Origin of the sequence: Rathayibacter sp. PhB127 (assembly GCF_003751665.1) — a bacterium.
GTDB lineage: Bacteria > Actinomycetota > Actinomycetes > Actinomycetales > Microbacteriaceae > Rathayibacter > Rathayibacter festucae.
Window position 1 is genome coordinate 1259951 of sequence record NZ_RKHW01000001.1, and the last position, 19339, is coordinate 1279289.

A 19339-nucleotide genomic window follows, 5' to 3' on the forward strand; every position below is an offset into this window, starting at 1 on the left:
CCCCGTTGGTTAACGGATGGTGTTCCTTCTGCGTCGACCGCGTCGGCGCTAGCACGTCCGCCGCCCGGAAGCCCGTAGTGGCCGGTCTCCGCACGACGTGGTTCGCTGTTCTCGTGCCTGACCTCCCGATGTTCCCGCTCGGCTCCGTGCTGCTGCCGCACATGCCGCTCCCGCTCCGGCTGTTCGAGCCGCGGTATCTGCGGATGCTCGGCGACGTGCTCGAGGACGACACGCTCTCGTTCGGCGTCGTCCTCATCGAGCGCGGGCAGGAGGTCGGCGGCGGCGATCAGCGCTTCCCGATCGGCACGGTCGCGCGCATCCTGAACATCGACGGCGCCGAGTCGTTCGTCACCATCGACAGCGTCGGCGAGAACCGCTTCGAGGTCGTCCGCTGGTACGACGACGACCCGTATCCGAAGGCCGAGGTGCGCCCCGTCGCGCCGCTCGAGTGGGCGCCCGAGCACGAGGAGCTGCTGCGCTCCGCCGAATCGGCGGTGCGGACGGCGCTGGCGGTCGCGAGCGAGTTCGTCGAGCAGCGCTACGGCGCCGTCGTCGAGCTGGCCGAGGACCCGGCCGCGCACGCCTGGCAGCTCGCGGGAGTCGCTCCCGTGACCGAGCTCGACCGACTGGCGTTCCTGCGCAGCACCTCGATGGTGGAGCTGCTCGAGGCCGTGCGCGAGCGCTCGTCCGAGGCGACCGAGTCGTTCCGGGCCGGCTGGGCCTGATCGTCGCCTCGCGCTGATCGACGTCAGCCGCTGATCCGGTGACTCGCGCCGACCGCGAGAGCCCGCCTCATTCCTCGAGCGCGACTCCGCGCTCGGCTGCGAGCTTCGCCAGATCGTCGACGACGACGAGCGCCATCCGCACCGAGCGGTCTCGCTGATATTCCTCGTCGTCCGCGTCGATCAGCGGCGCGCGGTCGAGGGTCTCCTCGATCGACTGCGACAGCTCGCGCCAGGCGTCCTGCCGGGCGTCGTCGACGAGCGAGGCCAGGTACTGCTCATCCCGTGCGCGGTGGCGCAGGGAGTCGGCGACCGCGAGCGAGAGCCGCTCGCGGTGGTCGAGATTGTCGAGGTCGGCGGAGCGGTAGTCGTGCACGTGGTCGGAGCGGCCGCCGACCAGGGTCGCGTCCGCGGCGATGGCGCGCAGGCGCTCGGCCGCCGCCTCCGACTCGTCGGCGAGCTTCTCCAGCTCGGCGGCGGCGATGACGGAGTAGTGCCGGACGTCGAAGGGGACGCCCTCGGCCAGGCCGTCCATCAGCACGCGGTTCTTCACGGCCATCCGGCTCGCGTACTGGGCGAGCAGCAGGCCCTCCTCCGCGGCCTCCTCGACCGAGACGGGCTCGCGCGACGGGTTCTCGTCCGGGTCGTACGGCTCCATCTTGAACCTGCGTCGACGGCGGAACCACACGCGCGTCACCTGCACCCTCGGTCCGAGCGCCCCGCCCGCCGGAGCACCTCTTCGAGAGTACCGGTCGGGCGGCTCGGGCGATCGGCTCCGGCTCACGGATCCGGCTGTTCCGGCGAGCCGAGGGTGTTTCTGCGAGCCGGAGATCGGTAGGGGTCCGTGGTCGTGAGCTTCGGCTCGTCATCTCGACGCCGGCTCGTGGATTCCGGCCGTTCCGGCGAGCCGGAGCTGATTCCGCGAGCCGGAGGTCGGTGGTCGTCAGCTTCGGCTCGTGATCTCGACCCCGGCTTGCGGATTCGAGCAGTTCCAGCAAGCCGGGGTTGTTTCTGCGAGCCGGAGGTGGGTGGTCGTGGGCTTCGGCTCGTGGTGTCGGCTCCGGCTCGTGGATTCCGGCTGTTCAGGCGAGCCGGGGTTGTTTCTGCGAGCCGGAGTTCGGTGGTCGTGAGCTTCGGCTCGTGGAGTCGGCTCCGGTTCGTGGAATCCGGCTATTGCGGCGAGCCCGAGCTGTTTCTGCGAGCCGAAGGTCGGTGGTCGTGAGCTTCGGCTCGTGGAGTCGGCTTCGGCTCGTGGAATCCGGCTGTTCCGGCGAGCCGGGGCTGTTTCTGCGAGCCGAAGGTCGGTGGTCTTGAGCTTCGGATCGTGGAGTCGGCTCCGGCTCGTGGAATCCGGCTGTTCCGGCGAGCCGGAGCTGTTTCTGCGAGCCGGACTTGAGTCGGAGAGGCCGGGAGTGCCGTCAGCTGTTCGGAGCGGTCGGCCGGTCAGGCGTCCCGCCAGTCGTCCTGTAGCAGGTGCGAGCCGGCCTGCGGCGCCATCTGCAACATTCCGCCGTCGACTGCGTAGGACGCTCCAGTGATGTAGGCGCCCGCGGGCGAGGCGAGGAGGGCGATCACGGCCGCGATCTCGCGCGCGTCGCCGGGACGGCCGAGCGGGATGCCCGGGCGGTCGATGCCATGCGGATCCACGTCCTCCGCGTCGTTCATCGGGGTCGCGATCTCACCCGGTGCCACCGCGTTGGCGGTGATCCCGTAGCGGCCGAGCTCGAGGGCGGCGACCTTCAGCAGCCCGCCGAGTCCGTGCTTGGCGGCGACGTAGGCGCTCGCGCCGACGCGGGGCTGGTGCTCGTGCACGCTGGTGACGCCGATCAGCCGGCCGCCGGTGCCCTGCGCGACCATGATGCGGCCGGCGCGCTGGAGGCCGACGAACGCTCCGTCGAGGTTCAGCGCGACGACCTCGCGCCAGCTGTTCAGGCTCTGCTCGAGGAAGGGCTCGCCCCCGCCCCCGCCCGCGTTGTTGACGAAGACGTCGAGTCCGCCGAGGCGCTGCGACAGGTCGTCGATCACGTCGCCGACCCGGTCGAGCTCGGTCGCGTCGAGGTGTGCGACCTCGGCGCGACGGCCGTGCGAGCGCACCTCCTCCGCGGTCTCAAGGGCGCCCTGCTCGTCGCTGTGCCAGGTGATGCCGACGTCCATGCCGGCCTCGGCGAGGGCGACGGCGGCGGCCCGGCCGATGCCGGAGTCCGAGGCGGTGACGACGGCGAGGGTGGGGCGGAAGTCGCGGGGTCCCTGGGTCATGACGTCTCCTGTTCCGAGGAGGCGGCGCGCCTCCTCGATCTCGATCCCAGCACCGGCGTCGCCCGGCCGGCAGACGCTTGACACGCCGGTCACCGCGGTCGCGGGCGTGGCGGATGTCCGGGCGGGGGCTCGGATCGAGTTGACTGTCCTGATGGACTCCCGACGCATCTCCGTCGTCGTCCCCGTCAAGGACGACGCCCGGCACCTCGAGCGGCTGCTCGCCCTCCTGGCCGAGCAGACCCTCGCCCCCTTCGAGATCGTCGTCGTCGACGACGGCAGCACCGACGACAGCGCGGACATCGCCCGTGCGGCGGGGGCCCGGGTGATCGTGCACGGCGGGACCGGCATCCCGGCCAGCACGGCGCACGGCTTCGACGAGGCGGAGGGCGACGTGCTCGCCCGGCTGGACGCCGACTCGCAGCCCGACCGGCACTGGCTCGCACGGATCGCCGCGCACTTCGCCGACCCGGGCGTCGGAGCGGTGACCGGCCCCGGCCGGTTCGTCGAGCTCGGCCCGGTCGCGCGGACCCTCGCCCGGATCGTCTACATGGACGCGTACTTCGTGCTGATGGGCTCCGCGCTGGCCAACTGGCCGCTCTTCGGCTCGAACTGCGCCGTCCGCCGCTCGGCCTGGCAGGAGATCGCGGGGGAGATGCACCGCGACGATCCCTACGTGCACGACGACGTCGAGATCAGCGTGCACCTGGGACTCCGCCACCGGATCGTCTACGACCGCCACCTGGAGGTCGGCATCTCGGCGCGACCGTTCGGCGCCGCGGCCGACATGGTGCGGCGCCTCGACCGCGCCCTGCACACGCTGCGCCGGCACCCCGGGCTCGGCGACCCGGTGCAGCGCTGGATCCACCGCACCCGGCGCCGGCACGTCGAGCGGCTGAGGGCCCTCTCCGCCGCCCGCCGCGCTCCGCGCTAGGACTCCGCGGAGGTCGCGGCCGGAGCCTCGGCCGGTCGCGGGTCGTCCTTGGGCATCGCGCGGACCGCGAAGAGCATGCCGACGGCGAGCACCGTCAACGCGATGCAGACGAAGCGGGTGCCGTTCGCGAGGCCCTCGGGCGTCGGATCGCCGCCACCGGCCTGGGCGTTGACGATCGCGCCGAACACCGCGACGGCGATCGCGCTGCCGATGTTCCGGGCGAAGAAGTTCGTCGAGGACACGACGCCGCGCTCGTTCCACTCGACACTCGCCTGCGCGCGGATGAGGGTCGGCGTCGCGACCAGGCCCATCCCGGCGCCGATCAGCACGCAGAAGCCCGCGATCTCCCACAGGCTCGACGAGGCGCCGAGGAGGATCGTCAGCCCGGCGCCGACGGTGACCAGCGCCGCGCCGAGGAAGGCCGTGCGGCGGAAGCCGATCCGCAGGTAGAGCCTGCCGGAGAGGCTCGCCGCGACCGGCCAGCCGATCGTCATCGCGGCGACCGCGAAGCCGGCGCCGAGGGCGGAGCTGCCGAGGACGCCCTGCGCGAAGGTCGGGAAGTAGGAGGTGACGCCGAGCGTGATCGCGCCGACCGTCACCGAGACGAGACTCGTCGAGAGCAGCACCCGCCGCGTGAGCACCCAGAGCGGCAGCACCGGGGCGACCGCCCGGCGCTCGATGGCCACGAAACCGGCGAAGGCGAGCGCCGCGACGACGAAGACGCCGACGCCCGCGGGCGAGAGCCAGGGCCAGGCGTTGCCGCCCTCGAGCAGGCCGAGGATCAGCAGCGCGGTGCCGACGGCGAGCACCGAGGCGCCGGCGAGGTCGAGCGGGGTGCGCTCGCCGCGGGTGGTCTCGCGGAAGCTGCGGATCAGGAGGAAGGCCGCGAGCAGGCAGAGCGGGATGTTGACCAGGAAGATCCAGCGCCAGGCGCCCAGGTCCGAGAGCACGCCGCCGAGAGTGGGGCCGACGACCGAGGAGATGCCCCAGACGCTGGCGAGGTAGCCCTGGGTCTTCGCCCGCTCGGCGACCGTGTAGATGTCGCCGGCGATGGTGATGCCCATCGGCTGGATGGCCCCGGCGCCGAGGCCCTGCAGGGCGCGGAAGGCGATCAGCGCGGGCATGCTCCAGGCCAGGCCGCAGAGCAGCGAGCCGACGAGGAAGAGGCCGATCCCGATCAGCATGATGGGCTTCCGTCCGATCACGTCGGAGAGCTTGCCGTAGAGAGGGACGGAGACCGCCTGGGCGAGGAGGTAGATCGAGAACAGCCAGGGGAACTGCTCGAAGCCGCCGAGGTCCGCGACGATCGAGGGCACCGCGGTGGAGAGGATGGTCGCGTCGAGGGCGACCAGCGCGGTCGAGATCATCAGCGCCAGGAGGATCGGACCGCGCTCGGAGCGCAGTCCGACGCTCGCGCGCGTGGGGGAGTCGGTCATTCCGCTCACGCTATTGCAGAGCCGGGCGATGGAACGGGGGCTCGACGCACTCGGTAGACTAGCCCTATGGAACTCGTGCTCTGGCTCGTCGTAGCCGCCATCGCCGGTGTCGGCCTCGTCTCCGGAGTCGCGGCTCTGGTCGCCATGACGAAGGCGCCCTGGTCCGACAGCAAGTAGCGGTCCGACAGCAAGGAGAGGGGTCCGGGGTCGCACCCGCCCGCCCTCACTCGTAGCACCGCACCACGCTCCAGCACGGATCCGTCGAGGCGACGACGTCGAGCACGAACGCTCCGCCCGTCTCGAGATCGGTCGCCTGGAAGCGCCAGCCGCCGATGCTGACCGGCACGCCGCCGAACGTCGGCGGGAAGCCGTCGAGCGGCGCCCACCAGCCGCTGGTGCGCGTCCAGACCGTCGGCCGGTCGCTCACCCGGTAGCTGGCGCCGCGCCATTCGAGCGCGACGGGCACTCCGTCGCCGTCGGTCGCGACCATCGCCGTCTCGTCGATCACCGCCATCGTGGGTGCTCCCGCCTGCTCCTCTCGACCCGCCGGACTCGACTGGCCGTTCGAACATGTGTTCGATAGTCTGCGAGTGTACGCCGCGGCGCCCGTGCTCGCCACGGCAGCGGATCGATCGGGCAGGAGGCGAGATGATCGAGTGGAGTCCCCTCCAGATGCTGCGGAGCAGCGGGCCCGACGAGTGGGTGATGGTGGACGCGATGCGGACCGGGCGGATCGGGCTGATCCGGCGGATCGAGACGGGGCCCTACCGCGAGAGCTGGTTCCGGGCCGTCACCTGGGCCGCGGAGCCGGGCAAGCGGACGCTGGTGGGCTACTCGCGGTCGATGGAGACCATCGCGGCGACGCTGTGGGCGCATCAGCCGCTGACCGCGCAGGAGAAGCCGTTCCCGGGCTACCCGGCGTCGAGGCCGGCCGGGGCGCCCGCGCCGTGAGTCCGGCGGCCGAGGCCGTCGTCCGAGCGCGCGCCGCCGCGGAGGAGAATGGCCGGATGCTCCTCGCGCTCACCGGTGGCCCCACGGGGGAGTGGCGGGCGGTCGTCGCGGACGGCTCGGGGGCCGAGGTCGGCGGCGGGCGCGGTCCGGTCGAGCTGGCCGCCTTCGTCCGCGAGCGGGAGGCGGAGCGGCCGCGCTGGGTCTGGGACGACACCGCCCGCTGGTACCCGGCTCTCCTGGCCGAGGGCGTGCGCATCGCGCGCTGCCACGATCTCCGCCTCGCCCGGGCGATCCTCCGCCGTTCGGAGCAGACGGCGCGCTCGCCGCTCGCCCGCTCGGCTCCCGACGCCTGGGACGCCGGGGCCGCCGCCCCGGTCGCCGGCGACACGCTGCTCGGCTTCGAGGAGGCGCCCGCGGAGACGGACGAGCTGGACCCGCTGGTCGAGCTCGCCCGGCAGGAGGAGGCGCTGGCAGCGGCCGCGCAGGGCGGGCGCCTGCGGCTCCTGCTCGCCGCGGAGTCGGTCGGCGCGCTGATCGCCCGCGAGATCGCCGCGGCCGGGCTGCCGTGGCGCGCCGACATCCACGACCGCGTCCTCACCGACCTGCTCGGCCCGCGTCCGCGCTTCGGCGGCCGGCCGGCCCGCCTCGAGGCCCTGGCCGACGACATCCGCCGCGAGCTGGACGCGCCCGAGCTGAACCCCGACTCGCCGGCGGACCTCCTGCGCGCGCTCCGCCGCGCCGGACTCGCGGTCGAGTCGACCCGCTCCTGGGAGCTGACCTCGATCGAGCATCCGGTGATCCCGCCGCTGCTGGAGTACAAGAAGCTCTCGCGCCTGCTCACCGCCAACGGCTGGGCCTGGCTCGACGCCTGGGTGCACGACGGGCGCTTCCGGCCGGAGTACGTCGTCGGCGGCGTCGTCACCGGCCGCTGGGCGACGTCGGGCGGGGGAGCGCTGCAGCTGCCGCGGCAGATCCGCGCCGCAGTGACCGCCGACGCGGGCTGGAAGCTGGTGGTCGCCGATGCGGCGCAGCTGGAGCCGCGCATCCTCGCCGCGCTGGCGGGCGACTCCGTGATGGCCGCCGCGGGTCGGGGCAAGGACCTCTACCAGGGCATCGTCGACGCGGGAGTCGTCCCGGACCGACCGCGGGCCAAGGTGGCGATGCTCGGCGCGATGTACGGGGCGACCAGCGGCGAGGCCGGGCGGCTGCTCCCGCGCCTCACGCGCGCGTACCCGCTCTCCGTCGCTCACGTCGAGGCGGCCGCCCGCGCCGGCGAGCGGGGCGAGCGGGTGTCGACGCGGCTCGGACGCAGCTCACCGCCGGGCGACGTCGACGCCGGTGGTCAGCGCGCCCGCGACTGGGGGCGCTTCACCCGCAACTTCGTCGTGCAGGGCACGGCCGCCGAGTGGGCGCTCTGCTGGATGGGGGAGCTGCGGGCCCGGCTGCGCGCGGAGGGCGCTCTCGCGCACCTCGTCTACTTCCTGCACGACGAGGTGATCGTGCACGCGCCCGCGGAGGAGGCGGAGCGGGTCGCCGCGGTCGTGCGCGAGGCCGCGGTGCGCGCGGGGCGGGCGCTGTTCGGCGATCAGGACATCGACTTCCCGGTCACCGTCGCGATCGTCGACGCCTACGACGAGGCGAAGTGACCCGACTGCCCGACCGAGGCTGCGGTGCGGTGGTTCAGTACCAGTGCGGCGAGCGGTTGTTCCAGGCCGACCAGGCCGCGCACGGCGAGCCGTAGCGGTCGGAGATGTAGGCCAGACCCCAGTCGATCTGGGTCGCGGCGTTGGTCTGGTAGTCCGCGCCGTAGGTCGCCATCTTGCTCGCCGGCAGCGCCTGCGGGATGCCGTAGGCGCCCGAGGAGCGGTTCAGCGCGTTCCAGCGCCAGCCCGACTCGCCGTTCCAGAGCGGGATGAGGCAGCTGTCGGCCTGGTCCTGGCCCCAGCCGTGGACACCCATGACGGAGCGCGCGTAGTTCTGCGCCTGCGCCGGCGACATGCCGTCGGTCCGGCCGGCGTAGGTGCCGAGCGCGGCGATGGTCTTCGCGCTGCTGTCCTTGCCGGACGCGTCGTCGTTGCCGAGCTCGACCGGGCCGCCGCCTCCGCCCGTCGACGGGGCCGCGGGCGCAGCCGGTGCGGGGGCGGAGGGTGCGGACGGCGCCTTCGCGGCCTGCTGACGCCGGGCCTCCGCCTCGGCGGCGAGGCGGGAGAGGCGCTCCTGCTCCTCGAACGCGGCCTTCGCCTCCTGACCGGTGGCGAACTCCTCCTCGAGCGCAGCCGTGGTGTTCTTGAGCGAGGCGAGCTGCTCGTAGAGCCCGGCGCTGTACTGCTCCTGGTCGGCGACCTTCGCGTCGGCCTCGGACTGCGCGGCCTGCGCCGTCGCGAGCGCGTCCTGCGCGGCGCTGACGAGGGAGAGCCGCTCCGTGCGCGCCTGCTCCGCCTGGTCGGCGAGGGAGGCGGCGGCGTTCTCGGTCGACTCGGCGTCGCTCTGGAGGCGGCTGGTCTGCAGGGTGAGCTGGCTCATGGTGCCGAGGCGGTAGAGCAGCTTGTCGGACTGATCGCCGCCGACCAGGAGGTTCAGCGTGGCGTCGGTTCCGCCGTTGCGGTACAGCTGGGCGGCGAGCCGGCCGGCCTGCTCCTTCGCGGCGTCCGCGTCGGCACGGGCGGCGGCGGCGCGCTCCTCGAGGGCGGTCACCCGCTGGGTGGCCTCGTCGAGCGCGCTCTGAGCGGCGTCGGCCTCGGACGCGCGGGAGATGGCGGCGTCGGTGAGGGCGGCGGCCTGATCGCGCAGATCGGCGAGGATCGCGGTGATGCGGTCGACCTCGGCGGCGGTCGCGCTCTCGCTCGACTTCGCGGCCTCGACGTCCGACCAGGACGGGTAGTCGGCCGGGTCGTAGGCGGAGGCCGCCATCGGTGCGGCGAGGGCGGCGCAGAGGACGAGGACCGTGCCCGCTCCGGCTGCGACGAGCCGTCGGCGCGCGGAGGTGGACACGCGGAGGCCGAGAGGCGAACGGATCATAGCCCCCACCCTAGGCGACGGCGCCCGCGCCTGTCTCGTGCCGGTCGTTCTGTGCGCCGATCGGCCCCTCGGTCGCGGCGTCGTCCCGCGCCGCCGCCTTGCGCCCCCGCCTGGGCCGCTCGAGGGCGTAGCCGCGGACGGCCGCTCCGTCGCCGGCCCCGACGAGCTCCTCCCGGGCGGCGTCGAGGAGCCGGCGCAGTGCGTCGTCGCGCACCAGCACCGCCCGTGCTGCGAGGCGCCGCTGCGGGTGCTCGTCCAGCGCCTCCTGCTCCTCCGGGAGCGTGCTCGCGTAGGCGTCGAGGACCGCGTCGAGGTCGGCGTCGGAGAGGCTCGAGGCGAGGAGGATGCGATCGAGCACGTCGTCCCAGTCCTCCTCGGCGGAGGCGCCCTCGCCGCTCAGCCAGGCGAGCGCCTCGGCCCGGCCCTCGTCGGTGAGCGCGTGCAGGGGGAGTCCGTCCTCCGTCGATCCCGCCGCCGCGACGAGGCCGCGCTCGCGCAGCCGGTCGAGTGTGGAGTAGATCTGCCCGACGTTGACCCGGCGGCGGTGGGCCGCCCGATCGAGCAGCTCGGCGTGCAGCTGCAGACCGTAGGCGGGACCGAGGGTGAGAAGAGCGAGCAGACCGTCGCGGACCGACACGGGGCTCCTCTCGAGCGGGTCGCGGGCCCGGAGCCGGGCGACGCCGCGGTTCGGGCGGACTTTCCCGAGTATAGGCAGGGGATCTGCGCGACCCGGCGGCGGGAGCGGCGAGGCGCCTTGTCGTGGCGCGGAGGGTCCTGCATAATCTCGACTGGTGGCTCGTCCACCGCACAAGAAGGCACTGCACGTCGCTCGTGGTCCAGGTCGTTGGGGAAGACGCACCAGGACGGACGGAGGACAGCGTGGTGACGCAACAGACTCGGGGTGTGCTCTTCGTGCACTCCGCCCCCCGCGCGCTCTGCCCCCATCTGGAATGGGGAGCAGGTCGCGCTCTCGGCCGTGCCGTGAACTTCGACTGGATCGAGCAGCCGGTGCAGCGCGGCGCCCAGCGCACCGAGTACGCCTGGGAGGGACCGGTCGGCACCGGCGCGGCGATCGCCTCCGCGCTCCGCGGCTGGGCCGACGTCCGCTACGAGGTGACCGAGGATCCGTCGCCCGGCGTCGACGGCGGCCGCTGGATGCACACTCCTGAGCTGGGTGTGTTCTACGCCCAGACCGACAGCGCCGGCAACACCGTCGTCCCCGAGGACCGCATCCGCTCCGCCATGGAGAGCGCCGGAGCCGACCCCATCGAGCTGCACCGTGAGCTGCGCCTCGCCCTCGGCCAGGCCTGGGAGGACGAGCTCGAGCCGTTCCGCGCCGCGAGCGACTTCGCGCGGGTCATCTGGATGCACAGCGTCGGCTGAGCGGGCGGTGCTCGATTCTGCGCCGCTCTCTGCGCGGCGCAGCGCGGTCGGCTCGGGGAGGTGGTCGCGTTCTGCAGAGCGGGGTGCGAACGGCGACGGCGATTCGCTGGCACGCGAATCGCCGGATGCGCCTCGTGGCGCGCGGCGATACGGCGGGCGCGACTCTCTGACGGAGTGGCCGCATCTTCGGCTCGTGAGACGCGCTTCTGCTCGTCGGAACGTCGGGATCCGGCTGCTTTTCCGCCGTGCTGGGGACGGTGGGTCTCGATACGCCCCTGCGGGGCTACTCGACCAGCAAGCGCGTCATGGTGATCGAGTAGCCCGCGCAGCGGGCGTATCGAGATCCATCACCGCCTGAAGGAGGACTCTGCAGACCGCCCTCTTGAGGACGGTGGGCCTCGATACGCCCCTGCGGGGCTACTCGACCAGCATGGTCTGGTGCTGGCGGAGGTGCCCGACGCAGCGAGCCGCAGGCGACGCGGTCACCTCACCCGGAGTGTGGCAGCGAGTGTCGGGCGGAGCGAGCCGCAGGCGATGCGGTCCTGTTCCCGGAACTGTGGGCGGGGGCTCGCGGTGAACGACCACCCTCGCGCCACGAGGCGCATCCGGTGATCCGCGTTCCAGCGGATCGCCGTCGCCGCACCGCACCGGCCCTGCGATCCGCGACCCCGCAGGGAGCGGACGCGCCTGCGCCGCGCGATGCGCGGCGCAGCCCGCGTTCCGCTCGGTGTGACGGGGCTACGCCCCGTTACACCGACCGGAACGCGGCAACAGCATTGTGCCCCCCGAACCCGAAGGAGTTGGAGAGGGCGACGAGGGGCCCGGCTCCGAGGTCGCGCGGGCTGGTGACCACGTCGAGGGGGATCTGCGGGTCCTGCTCGAAGAGGTTGATGGTGGGCGGGGCGGTGCGCTCGTGCAGGGCGAGGACGGTGAAGATCGCCTCGAGGGCGCCGGTGCCGCCGAGGAGGTGGCCGGTGGCGGCCTTGGTGGCGGAGACGGCGATGTTGGGGAGGTGGTCGCCGAAGACCCGGGCGAGGGCCCGGTACTCGGCGATGTCACCGACGGGGGTGCTGGTCGCGTGGGCGTTGACGTGGGTGACGTCGGTGCGGGCGGCGCCGGCCTGCTCGAGGGCCTCGATCATGGCGCGGGCGGCGGCGGAGCCCTCGGGGTCGGGGGCGGTGATGTGGTAGGAGTCGCTGGTGACGGCGCCGCCGGCGAGCTCGGCGTAGATGCGGGCGCCTCGGGCGAGGGCGTGCTCCTCGGTCTCGAGGACGAGGGTGGCGGCGCCCTCGCCGAGGACGAAGCCGTCGCGGGAGACGTCGTAGGGGCGGGAGGCGGTGGCCGGGTCGTCGTTGCGGCGCGAGAGGGCCTGCATCGACGCGAAGGCGGCGAGGGGGAGCGGGTGGACGACCGACTCGGTGCCACCGGCGATGACGACGTCGGCGAGGCCGCGCTGGAGGTGCTCGTAGGCGTTGGCGATCGCCTCGGTGCTCGACGCGCAGGCCGACACGTCGGTGCGGGCGTAGGCGCGGGAGGGGATCGACATGCTGATCGCGGCCGCGGCGGCGTTGGGCATGAGCATGGGGATGGTCATCGGGAGGACGCGGCGGGGACCGCGCTCGCGGAGGGTGTCCCACGCGTCGATGAGGGTCCAGAGTCCGCCGATGCCGGTGGAGTAGTCGACGCCGACGCGCAGCGGGTCGACGTCGGTGATGCCGGAGTCGGCCCAGGCCTCGCGGGCGGAGATCAGGGCGAACTGGCTGGAGGGGTCGAGGCGCTTGGCCTCGGGCCGGGGGAGGACCTCCTCCGGGCGCACCTTGGCCTGGGCGGCGAAGGTGACGGGGAGCTCGAGCTCGGTCACCCAGTCGGCCTGGATCGTGCTGACGCCGGACTCGCCCGCGAGAAGGGCGTTCCAGGACTCGCGAGCGGTGCCGCCGAGGGGCGTGCTGGCTCCGATGCCGGTGACGACGATTTTCTTGGGACTCATGACGACGATCTCTGTTCCGTGACGGGTGGGTGCCGGGCGCACCCCGGCCGGGCTCGGAGCCCTGGCCGGGGTGTCCGCCGCGTGGACGGGGTGCGCGGGGCGCTGGTTACGCGGAGGCCTTGACGATGAAGGTGACCGCGTCGCCGACCGTCTTGAGGTTCTTGACCTCGTCGTCCGGGATCTTCACGTCGAACTTCTCCTCGGCGTTGACCACGATGGTCATCATCGAGATGGAGTCGATGTCGAGGTCGTCGGTGAACGACTTCTCCATCTCGACGGAATCGGTCGCGATGCCCGTCTCGTCGTTGACCAGTTCGGCCAGGCCGGCGAGGACTTCTTCGTTGGACAGTGCCATGGTTCTCTCCTTGAGGGGTGTTCGATCAGAGTGTTCTCGAACTCGTGTTCGTCGAGATCGGGGTGTTCGTCGTGTGACCGTAGGTCAGTTTAGGGGTGGGCCTGCGCCCCCTACGGGAGCACCACGACCTGCGCGCCGAAGACGAGTCCGGCGCCGAAGCCGATCTGCAGGGCGAGTCCGCCGCTGAGCTCAGGGTGCTCCTCGAGCAGGCGGTGGGTGGCGAGCGGGATGGAGGCGGCCGAGGTGTTGCCGGTCGTCTCGATGTCGCGGCCGATGGTCACGGTCTCGGGCAGCTTCAGCTGCTTCGCGAGCTCGTCGATGATGCGCATGTTCGCCTGGTGCGGGATGAAGGCGGCGAGGTCCTCGGGCGCGACGCCCGCCTCGGCCAGCGCCTGCTTGGCGACCTTGGCCATCTCCCAGACCGCCCAGCGGAAGACGGAGGGGCCGTCCTGGCGCAGCGTCGGCCACTCGGCGACGCCGTCGCGGTAGGCGGCGAGCGGGTTGTCCATCCCGACGGTGTCCCACTTGGAGCCGTCGGAGCCCCAGACGGTCTTCGAGATGCCGGCGGTGTCGCTCGGGCCGACGATCGCGGCGCCGGCGCCGTCGCCGAGGAGGAAGGAGATGCTGCGGTCGGTCGACTTCACGATGTCGGAGAGCTTCTCGGCGCCGACGACGAGGACGTACTCGGCGAGGCCGGAGCGGACGAACGAGTCGGCCTGGGCGATGCCGTAGGTGTAGCCGGCGCAGGCGGCGGAGATGTCGTAGGCGGGTGCCGGGTTCGCGCCGATCCGGTCGGCGAGGAGCGCCGCCAGCGACGGGGTCTGCACGGTGTTGCTGATGGTGGAGACCAGCACGAGGCCGATCTGGTCGGCGCGGATCCCGGCCTTCTCGATCGCCTCGAGCGAGGCGGTCGTCGCGAGGTCGACGGCCTGGATCTCGGACGAGGCGCGGCGGCGCTCGACGATGCCGGTGCGCTGGCGGATCCACTCGTCGGAGGAGTTGATCGGGCCGACGAGGTCGTCGTTGGGGACGACGAGGTCGCCGCGGGCCGCGCCGATGCCGAGGATGCGGGTGTACTGGCTGCCGCTGGACTGGGTGAGGGAAGGGGTCGTCATGGGTCTCTCCTGCTAGGCGGCGTGCTCGTCGATGAAGGCGCGGGCGGCGTCGAGGTCGTCGGGGGTCTTGATCGCGAGGGTCGGGAGTCCCTTGAGGCCGCGCTTGGCGAGGCCGACGAGGGCGCCGGCGGGGGCCAGCTCGATCAGGCCGGTGACGTCCGCCTCGGCGAAGGCGGCCATGCAGAGGTCCCAGCGGACGGGCGAGGCGACCTGGCCGACGAGCAGCTCGAGGAAGCGGGCGCCGGAGTCGACGACCGTGCCGTCGTTGTTCGTCCAGAGGCGCAGCGTCGGGTCGGCCGGCGTGATCGAGGCGGCGACGTCGGCGAGGGAGTCGCGGGCGGGCGCCATGTAGCGGGTGTGGAAGGCGCCGGCGACCTGGAGCGGGACGACGCGGGTGCCGCGGAGCGGCTCGTCCTTCAGCGCCTGCAGGGCGTCGACCGCGCCGGCGACGACGATCTGGCCGCCGCCGTTGTAGTTGGCCGGCTCGAGGCCGAGCTCGTCGAGGCGGGCGAGGAGCGCCTCCTCGTCGCCGCCGAGGACGGCGCTCATCGCGGTGGGGGTCGCGGCGGCCGCGGCGGCCATGGCGCGGGCGCGCTCGCGGACGAAGACGAGGGCGTCGGGCTCGGAGAGGACTCCCGCCCCGGCCGCGGCGGTGATCTCGCCGACCGAGTGGCCGGCGATGCCCGCGATGCGCTCGCGGCGGCCACCCTCGAGCAACGCGGCCAGGCTGACGAGCCCGGCGGAGACGATCAGCGGCTGGGCGACCGCGGTGTCGCGGATCGTGTCCGCGTCCGAGACGGTGCCATGGGCGGCCAGGTCGATGCCGACCGCCTCCGAGTGGGCGGCGACCTGCTCGGCCACCGAGGGGACGGCGAGCCACGGCTCGAGGAATCCGGGGGTCTGGGAGCCCTGACCCGGGGCGACGACGACGATCACGCTTTCAGTCTTCCGATCCGCGCCGGTTCGTGCGGCGCTCTGACGTACTGACAAACCACAAAGAGCTTGTGGCGGTTCTACAACGGGTGCGAGGAGGGGGGCGGCTCACTTGCGCGTCGGACGGCGGCGGACCGCCCCGTCCGGGTCGCTCATCGAGCCGAGGATGAGGGCCGACTGGAGGATGAGCGCCTCGCGGGCGCCCGTCGCGTCCCAGCCGATCACCTCCGCCACCCGCTTCAGGCGGTAGCGGACGGTGTTGGGGTGCACGAAGAGCTCGCGGGCCGTCGCCTCGAGCGAGCGGCCGTTGTCGAGGTACGCCCACAGCGTGGTGAGCAGCTCGGTCGAGTGCTTCTGCAGCGGCTTGTAGATCTGGGTGATCAGGCTCTGCCGGGCCAGGGGATCGCCGGCGAGGGCGCGCTCGGGCAGCAGGTCGTCGGCGTTCACCGGCCGCGGGGCGTTGCGCCAGGAGCGCGCGACCGCGAAGCCGGCCAGCGCGGCGCGGGCGCTGCGCGAGGCCTCGACCAGCGTCGGCACCTCGTGGCCGAGGACCAGGTGCCCGGAGCCGAAGCCCGGCTCGAGCGCGTTCGCGATCTCGAGGAAGGCGACCGGCGGGCCGGTCTCCTCCGTCGCGTTCTCGCTCGGCTCGGCGCGGCCGATCACCAGCACGAGCCGGCTGCCCTGCACGCCGATCAGCACGTCGGCGCTCATGTGCCGGGCGGTGCGGCGGAGCTGATCGACGTCGAGCATTTTGGGCGCGGTGCCCACGAGCACCGCGACCTCGCCGTGGCCGTGCCAGCCGAGCGCCGCGATCCGGCTCGGCAGCTCGTCGTCGGCCTCGCCCGTGAGGATCGAGTCGACGACGAGGGCCTCGAGACGGGCGTCCCAGAGGCCGCGCGCCTCCGCCGCACGGGCGTAGACGTCGGCGGCGGCGAAGGCGATCTCGCGCGAGTAGAGCAGGATCGCCTCGCGCAGGTCCTCGCCGCGGTTGGTGATCCGCTCCTCGACGACCTCGACGGTGACCTTGATCAGCTGGAGGGTCTGGGTCAGCGAGACGGAGCGGAGCAGCTCGCGGGGAGCCGCTCCGAAGACGTCGGCGGCGATCCACGGCGTCGCCGAGGGGTCGTCGAACCAGGAGATGAACGAGGTGATGCCGGCCTGCGCGACCATGCCCACCGCGGAGCGGCGGCCCGGGGGCATGCTGCCGTACCAGGGCAGCGTGTCCTCGAGCTTCTTGATGGTCTGCGTGGACAGCTCGCCCGAGAGGGTCCGCAGCCACGCGAGGGTCTGCTCCTTCGTGCGCGGAGCGCCCGGCCGGGTGGCCGGACGCTCCGCGGAAGAGGCGGTTCCCCGCGTCGTCGACTGCGCGTCGTCGGAGGAGAGCACCGAGCCGTCCGTCAGTTATCGCCGCCGGCGTTGCCGGTGGTGCCGGCGTTCACGTCGTGGAGGCTGTACTTCTGGATCGCCTGGGCGGAGAGCGAGGGGTCGACCTCGCCGCGCTTGGCGAGCAGCTGCAGCGTGCGCACCACGACCGACGGTCCGTCGATCTTGAAGTGGCGACGTGCGGCGGCGCGGGTGTCCGAGAAGCCGAAGTCGTCCGCTCCGAGCGTCGCGAAGTCGCCCGGGATGAACTGCCGCAGCTGGTCCGGGACCTGGTGCGAGAAGTCCGACACGGCGACGAAGGGGCCCTTCGCGTCGGCGAGCTTCTGCGTGACGTAGGGCACCTGCGCCTCGTCCTCGGGGTAGAGGAAGTTGTGGTGCTCAGCGTTGATGCCGTCGCGCCGCAGCTCGTTCCAGGAGGTGACCGACCAGACGTCGGCCGACACTCCCCAGTCCTCGGCGAGGAGCTTCTGCGCCTCGATCGCCCACGGCACGGCGACGCCGGACGCGAGCAGCTGGGCCTTCGGGCCGTCCCACTGACCCCAGGAGACGCGGTGGATGCCGCGGACGATGCCGTCCACGTCCACGTCCTCGGGCTCCTTGGGGTGCACGATCGGCTCGTTGTAGACCGTCACGTAGTACATGACGTTCGGGTCCGGGTGCTTCCCGCCGTACATCCGCTCGAGACCGGACTGCACGATGTGCGCGATCTCGTAGCTGTACGCCGGGTCGTAGCTCACGACGGCCGGGTTGGTGGCGGCGAGGATCGGCGAGTGGCCGTCCGCGTGCTGGAGGCCCTCACCGGTCAGCGTGGTGCGACCGGCGGTCGCCGCGATCATGAAGCCGCGGGCCATCATGTCGCCCGCCGCCCAGATCGCGTCGGCCGTGCGCTGGAAGCCGAACATCGAGTAGAAGACGTAGACCGGGATGAGCGGCTCGCCCTGCGTCGAGTACGAGGTGCCGACCGCGGTGAACGCCGCGAGGGCGCCCGCCTCGTTGATGCCGACGTGCAGGATCTGGCCCTGCGGGCTCTCCTTGTAGGCCAGGAGCAGCTCGCGGTCGACCGACGTGTAGTGCTGGCCGCGCGGGTTGTAGATCTTCGCGTTCGGGAAGAACGCGTCCATGCCGAAGGTGCGGGCCTCGTCGGGGATGATCGGGACGACGCGGTTGCCGAAGTCCTTCGAGCGCAGGATGTCCTTCAGGATGCGGACGAACGCCATGGTGGTGGCGATCTCCTGCGTCCCGGAGCCCTTCTTGCCGATCTTGTAGGCCGAGTCGTCCGGCAGCGAGAGCTGCGTGTACTTCGACCGGCGCTCGGGCAGGTAGCCGCCGAGCGCGCGGCGGCGCTCCTGCATGTACTCGATCGCCTCGTCGCCCTGACCGGGGTGGTAGTACGGCGGGAGGTAGGGGTTCTCCTCGAGCTGCGCGTCCGTGATCGGGATCCGCATGGTGTCGCGGAAGCCCTTCAGGTTGTCCAGCGTCATCTTCTTCATCTGGTGGGTTGCGTTGCGGCCCTCGAAGCTGCGGCCGAGACCGTAGCCCTTGATGGTGTGCGCGAGGATGACGGTCGGCTGGCCCTTGTGCTCCGTCGCGGCCTTCATGGCGGCGTAGATCTTGCGGTAGTCGTGACCACCGCGGCGCAGGCCCCAGATTTGCTCGTCGCTGTAGTCCTCGACGAGCTTCTTCGCGCGCTCGTCGCGGCCGAAGAAGTTCTCGCGGACGTAGGCGCCGTCCTCGGTCTTGAAGGTCTGGAAGTCGCCGTCGGGCGTCTTGTTCATCAGGTCGAGCAGCGCGCCCTCGGTGTCGCGGGCGAGCAGGTCGTCCCACTCGCGGCCCCAGATGAGCTTGATGACGTTCCAGCCGGCGCCGCGGAAGAACGACTCCAGCTCCTGGACGATCTTGCCGTTGCCACGGACCGGGCCGTCGAGGCGCTGCAGGTTGCAGTTGACGATGAAGTTGAGGTTGTCGAGGCCGTCGTTCGCGGCGACCTGGAGCTGACCGCGCGACTCGACCTCGTCCATCTCGCCGTCGCCGAGGAACGCCCAGACCTGCTGGTCGGAGGCGTCCTTGATGCCGCGGTTGGTGAGGTACTTGTTCGCCTGCGCCTGGTAGATCGCGTTGATCGGGCCGAGGCCCATCGACACGGTCGGGAACTGCCAGAACTCCGGCATGAGGCGCGGGTGCGGGTAGCTGGAGAGCCCGCCGCCCTGGTGCGACTTCTCCTGGCGGAACCCGTCGAGCTGGTGCTCGCTGAGGCGTCCCTCGAGGAAGGCGCGGGCGTAGGGGCCGGGGGAGGCGTGGCCCTGGATGAAGATCTGGTCGCCGCCGCCCGGGTGGTCCTGGCCGCGGAAGAAGTGGTTGAAGCCGACCTCGTAGAGCGAGGCGCTCGACGCGTAGGTCGAGATGTGGCCGCCGACGCCGATGCCGGGGCGCTGCGCGCGGTGCACGAGGATGGCCGCGTTCCAGCGGATCCACGCGCGGTAGCGGCGCTCGACGTCCTCGTCGCCGGGGAAGTCGGGCTCGTTCTCGGCCGCGATGGTGTTGATGTAGTCCGTCGTCGGCACCATCGGAACGCCGAGGTGCAGCTCCTTGGAGCGCTTGAGGAGGCTGAGCATGACGTCGCGTCCGCGACCGGCACCCCGCTCCTCGACGAGCGCGTCCAGCGACTCGTTCCACTCCGACGTTTCCTCGGGATCCGAGTCGACGTGTCCGACGGAATACGGGTCCTGATCGTTAACAGTCACCCTCGACCTCTCTCTGGGGGCAGATCGTGCCCGAGACATCACTCTCATGAAGCGGTGCGGATCCGCGCGCAGGACCCTCGGATGACGAGGAGCGCGCGGGCACCCGTGCAAGCCTAGCGATTCCGGTC

Annotated in this window: 17 protein-coding genes; 5 read left to right on the forward strand and 12 right to left on the reverse strand. The window is 72.3% G+C overall.

Features of this window, described 5'->3' with window-relative positions; translation table 11 throughout:
* The first annotated feature begins 113 nt into the window (after window positions 1–113).
* Window positions 114–725, forward strand: a complete 612-nt coding sequence (locus tag EDF22_RS06040; RefSeq protein ID WP_243581747.1) for an LON peptidase substrate-binding domain-containing protein — start codon at window positions 114–116, stop codon at window positions 723–725.
* A 67-nt stretch (window positions 726–792) separates the two neighbouring features.
* On the opposite strand, the gene EDF22_RS06045 is transcribed toward EDF22_RS06040, so the two are convergent.
* Window positions 793–1380: a hypothetical protein gene (locus EDF22_RS06045; protein ID WP_123703146.1), complete on the reverse strand. Its 588-nt coding sequence runs from the start codon at window positions 1378–1380 to the stop codon at window positions 793–795.
* A gap of 785 nt (window positions 1381–2165) precedes the next feature.
* Window positions 2166–2978: an SDR family oxidoreductase gene (locus tag EDF22_RS06050; protein ID WP_123703148.1), complete on the reverse strand. Its 813-nt coding sequence runs from the start codon at window positions 2976–2978 to the stop codon at window positions 2166–2168.
* Between the two features lie 151 nt (window positions 2979–3129).
* Between EDF22_RS06050 and EDF22_RS06055 the strand changes: the two genes are divergently transcribed.
* Window positions 3130–3909, forward strand: coding sequence for a glycosyltransferase family 2 protein (locus EDF22_RS06055; protein ID WP_123703149.1), 780 nt, complete (start codon window positions 3130–3132; stop codon window positions 3907–3909).
* On the opposite strand, the gene EDF22_RS06060 is transcribed toward EDF22_RS06055, so the two are convergent.
* Both EDF22_RS06060 and EDF22_RS06065 read right to left on the reverse strand, forming a co-directional pair.
* Window positions 3906–5345 carry an MDR family MFS transporter gene (locus EDF22_RS06060; protein WP_123703151.1) on the reverse strand — a complete coding sequence of 480 codons (1440 nt, stop codon included), beginning with the start codon at window positions 5343–5345 and terminating at the stop codon, window positions 3906–3908. The two genes, EDF22_RS06055 and EDF22_RS06060, sit on opposite strands and share 4 nt — an antisense overlap.
* A 223-nt stretch (window positions 5346–5568) precedes the next feature.
* A complete protein-coding gene (locus EDF22_RS06065; RefSeq protein WP_123703153.1) occupies window positions 5569–5859 on the reverse strand; it encodes a hypothetical protein in 291 nt (96 codons plus the stop codon).
* A 134-nt stretch (window positions 5860–5993) separates the two neighbouring features.
* Between EDF22_RS06065 and EDF22_RS06070 the strand changes: the two genes are divergently transcribed.
* Window positions 5994–6296, forward strand: a complete 303-nt coding sequence (locus EDF22_RS06070) for a hypothetical protein (RefSeq protein ID WP_123445655.1) — start codon at window positions 5994–5996, stop codon at window positions 6294–6296.
* 56 nt (window positions 6297–6352) lie between these two features.
* Window positions 6353–7942, forward strand: a complete 1590-nt coding sequence (locus tag EDF22_RS06075; RefSeq protein WP_123704757.1) for a bifunctional 3'-5' exonuclease/DNA polymerase — start codon at window positions 6353–6355, stop codon at window positions 7940–7942.
* A gap of 34 nt (window positions 7943–7976) precedes the next feature.
* Here the strand turns inward: EDF22_RS06075 and EDF22_RS06080 are convergent, their stop codons facing one another.
* Both EDF22_RS06080 and EDF22_RS06085 read right to left on the reverse strand, forming a co-directional pair.
* Complete coding sequence (locus tag EDF22_RS06080; RefSeq protein ID WP_123703155.1) at window positions 7977–9314, reverse strand: hypothetical protein; 1338 nt, start codon at window positions 9312–9314, stop codon at window positions 7977–7979.
* A gap of 10 nt (window positions 9315–9324) precedes the next feature.
* Entirely contained in the window at window positions 9325–9951 is a 627-nt protein-coding gene (locus EDF22_RS06085) for a PadR family transcriptional regulator (RefSeq protein ID WP_148059124.1), read from the reverse strand.
* 242 nt (window positions 9952–10193) lie between these two features.
* Between EDF22_RS06085 and EDF22_RS06090 the strand changes: the two genes are divergently transcribed.
* Entirely contained in the window at window positions 10194–10697 is a 504-nt protein-coding gene (locus tag EDF22_RS06090; protein WP_243581736.1) for a DUF3145 domain-containing protein, read from the forward strand.
* Between the two features lie 748 nt (window positions 10698–11445).
* On the opposite strand, the gene EDF22_RS06095 is transcribed toward EDF22_RS06090, so the two are convergent.
* From EDF22_RS06095 to aceE, 6 genes are all read right to left on the reverse strand, one after another.
* Window positions 11446–12684 (reverse strand): beta-ketoacyl synthase, encoded by a 1239-nt coding sequence (locus EDF22_RS06095; protein WP_123703161.1) that lies wholly within the window; start codon window positions 12682–12684, stop codon window positions 11446–11448.
* Window positions 12685–12790: 106 nt separating this feature from the next.
* Complete coding sequence (locus EDF22_RS06100; protein ID WP_123445660.1) at window positions 12791–13039, reverse strand: acyl carrier protein; 249 nt, start codon at window positions 13037–13039, stop codon at window positions 12791–12793.
* Between the two features lie 110 nt (window positions 13040–13149).
* On the reverse strand, window positions 13150–14154 hold the full coding sequence (locus tag EDF22_RS06105; RefSeq protein ID WP_123445661.1) for a beta-ketoacyl-ACP synthase III: 1005 nt from the start codon (window positions 14152–14154) through the stop codon (window positions 13150–13152).
* A 12-nt stretch (window positions 14155–14166) separates the two neighbouring features.
* On the reverse strand, window positions 14167–15090 hold the full coding sequence (locus tag EDF22_RS06110; protein ID WP_123703163.1) for an ACP S-malonyltransferase: 924 nt from the start codon (window positions 15088–15090) through the stop codon (window positions 14167–14169).
* Window positions 15091–15195: 105 nt separating this feature from the next.
* Window positions 15196–16362 (reverse strand): CdaR family transcriptional regulator, encoded by a 1167-nt coding sequence (locus EDF22_RS06115; protein WP_173232301.1) that lies wholly within the window; start codon window positions 16360–16362, stop codon window positions 15196–15198.
* Between the two features lie 122 nt (window positions 16363–16484).
* Window positions 16485–19211: a pyruvate dehydrogenase (acetyl-transferring), homodimeric type gene (gene aceE, locus EDF22_RS06120; protein ID WP_123703167.1), complete on the reverse strand. Its 2727-nt coding sequence runs from the start codon at window positions 19209–19211 to the stop codon at window positions 16485–16487.
* Between the last annotated feature and the right edge of the window lie 128 nt (window positions 19212–19339).

Bases quoted from the DNA above. Each gene is read 5' to 3' on its own strand.
- EDF22_RS06045 (WP_123703146.1), bottom strand. From the start codon at position 1,380: ATGGAGCCGTACGACCCGGACGAGAACCCGTCGCGCGAGCCCGTCTCG.
- EDF22_RS06050 (WP_123703148.1), bottom strand. From the start codon at position 2,978: ATGACCCAGGGACCCCGCGACTTCCGCCCCACCCTCGCCGTCGTCACC.
- EDF22_RS06055 (WP_123703149.1), top strand. From the start codon at position 3,130: ATGGACTCCCGACGCATCTCCGTCGTCGTCCCCGTCAAGGACGACGCC.
- EDF22_RS06060 (WP_123703151.1), bottom strand. From the start codon at position 5,345: ATGACCGACTCCCCCACGCGCGCGAGCGTCGGACTGCGCTCCGAGCGC.
- EDF22_RS06065 (WP_123703153.1), bottom strand. From the start codon at position 5,859: ATGGCGGTGATCGACGAGACGGCGATGGTCGCGACCGACGGCGACGGA.
- EDF22_RS06070 (WP_123445655.1), top strand. From the start codon at position 5,994: ATGATCGAGTGGAGTCCCCTCCAGATGCTGCGGAGCAGCGGGCCCGAC.
- EDF22_RS06075 (WP_123704757.1), top strand. From the start codon at position 6,353: ATGCTCCTCGCGCTCACCGGTGGCCCCACGGGGGAGTGGCGGGCGGTC.
- EDF22_RS06080 (WP_123703155.1), bottom strand. From the start codon at position 9,314: ATGATCCGTTCGCCTCTCGGCCTCCGCGTGTCCACCTCCGCGCGCCGA.
- EDF22_RS06095 (WP_123703161.1), bottom strand. From the start codon at position 12,684: ATGAGTCCCAAGAAAATCGTCGTCACCGGCATCGGAGCCAGCACGCCC.
- EDF22_RS06100 (WP_123445660.1), bottom strand. From the start codon at position 13,039: ATGGCACTGTCCAACGAAGAAGTCCTCGCCGGCCTGGCCGAACTGGTC.
- EDF22_RS06105 (WP_123445661.1), bottom strand. From the start codon at position 14,154: ATGACGACCCCTTCCCTCACCCAGTCCAGCGGCAGCCAGTACACCCGC.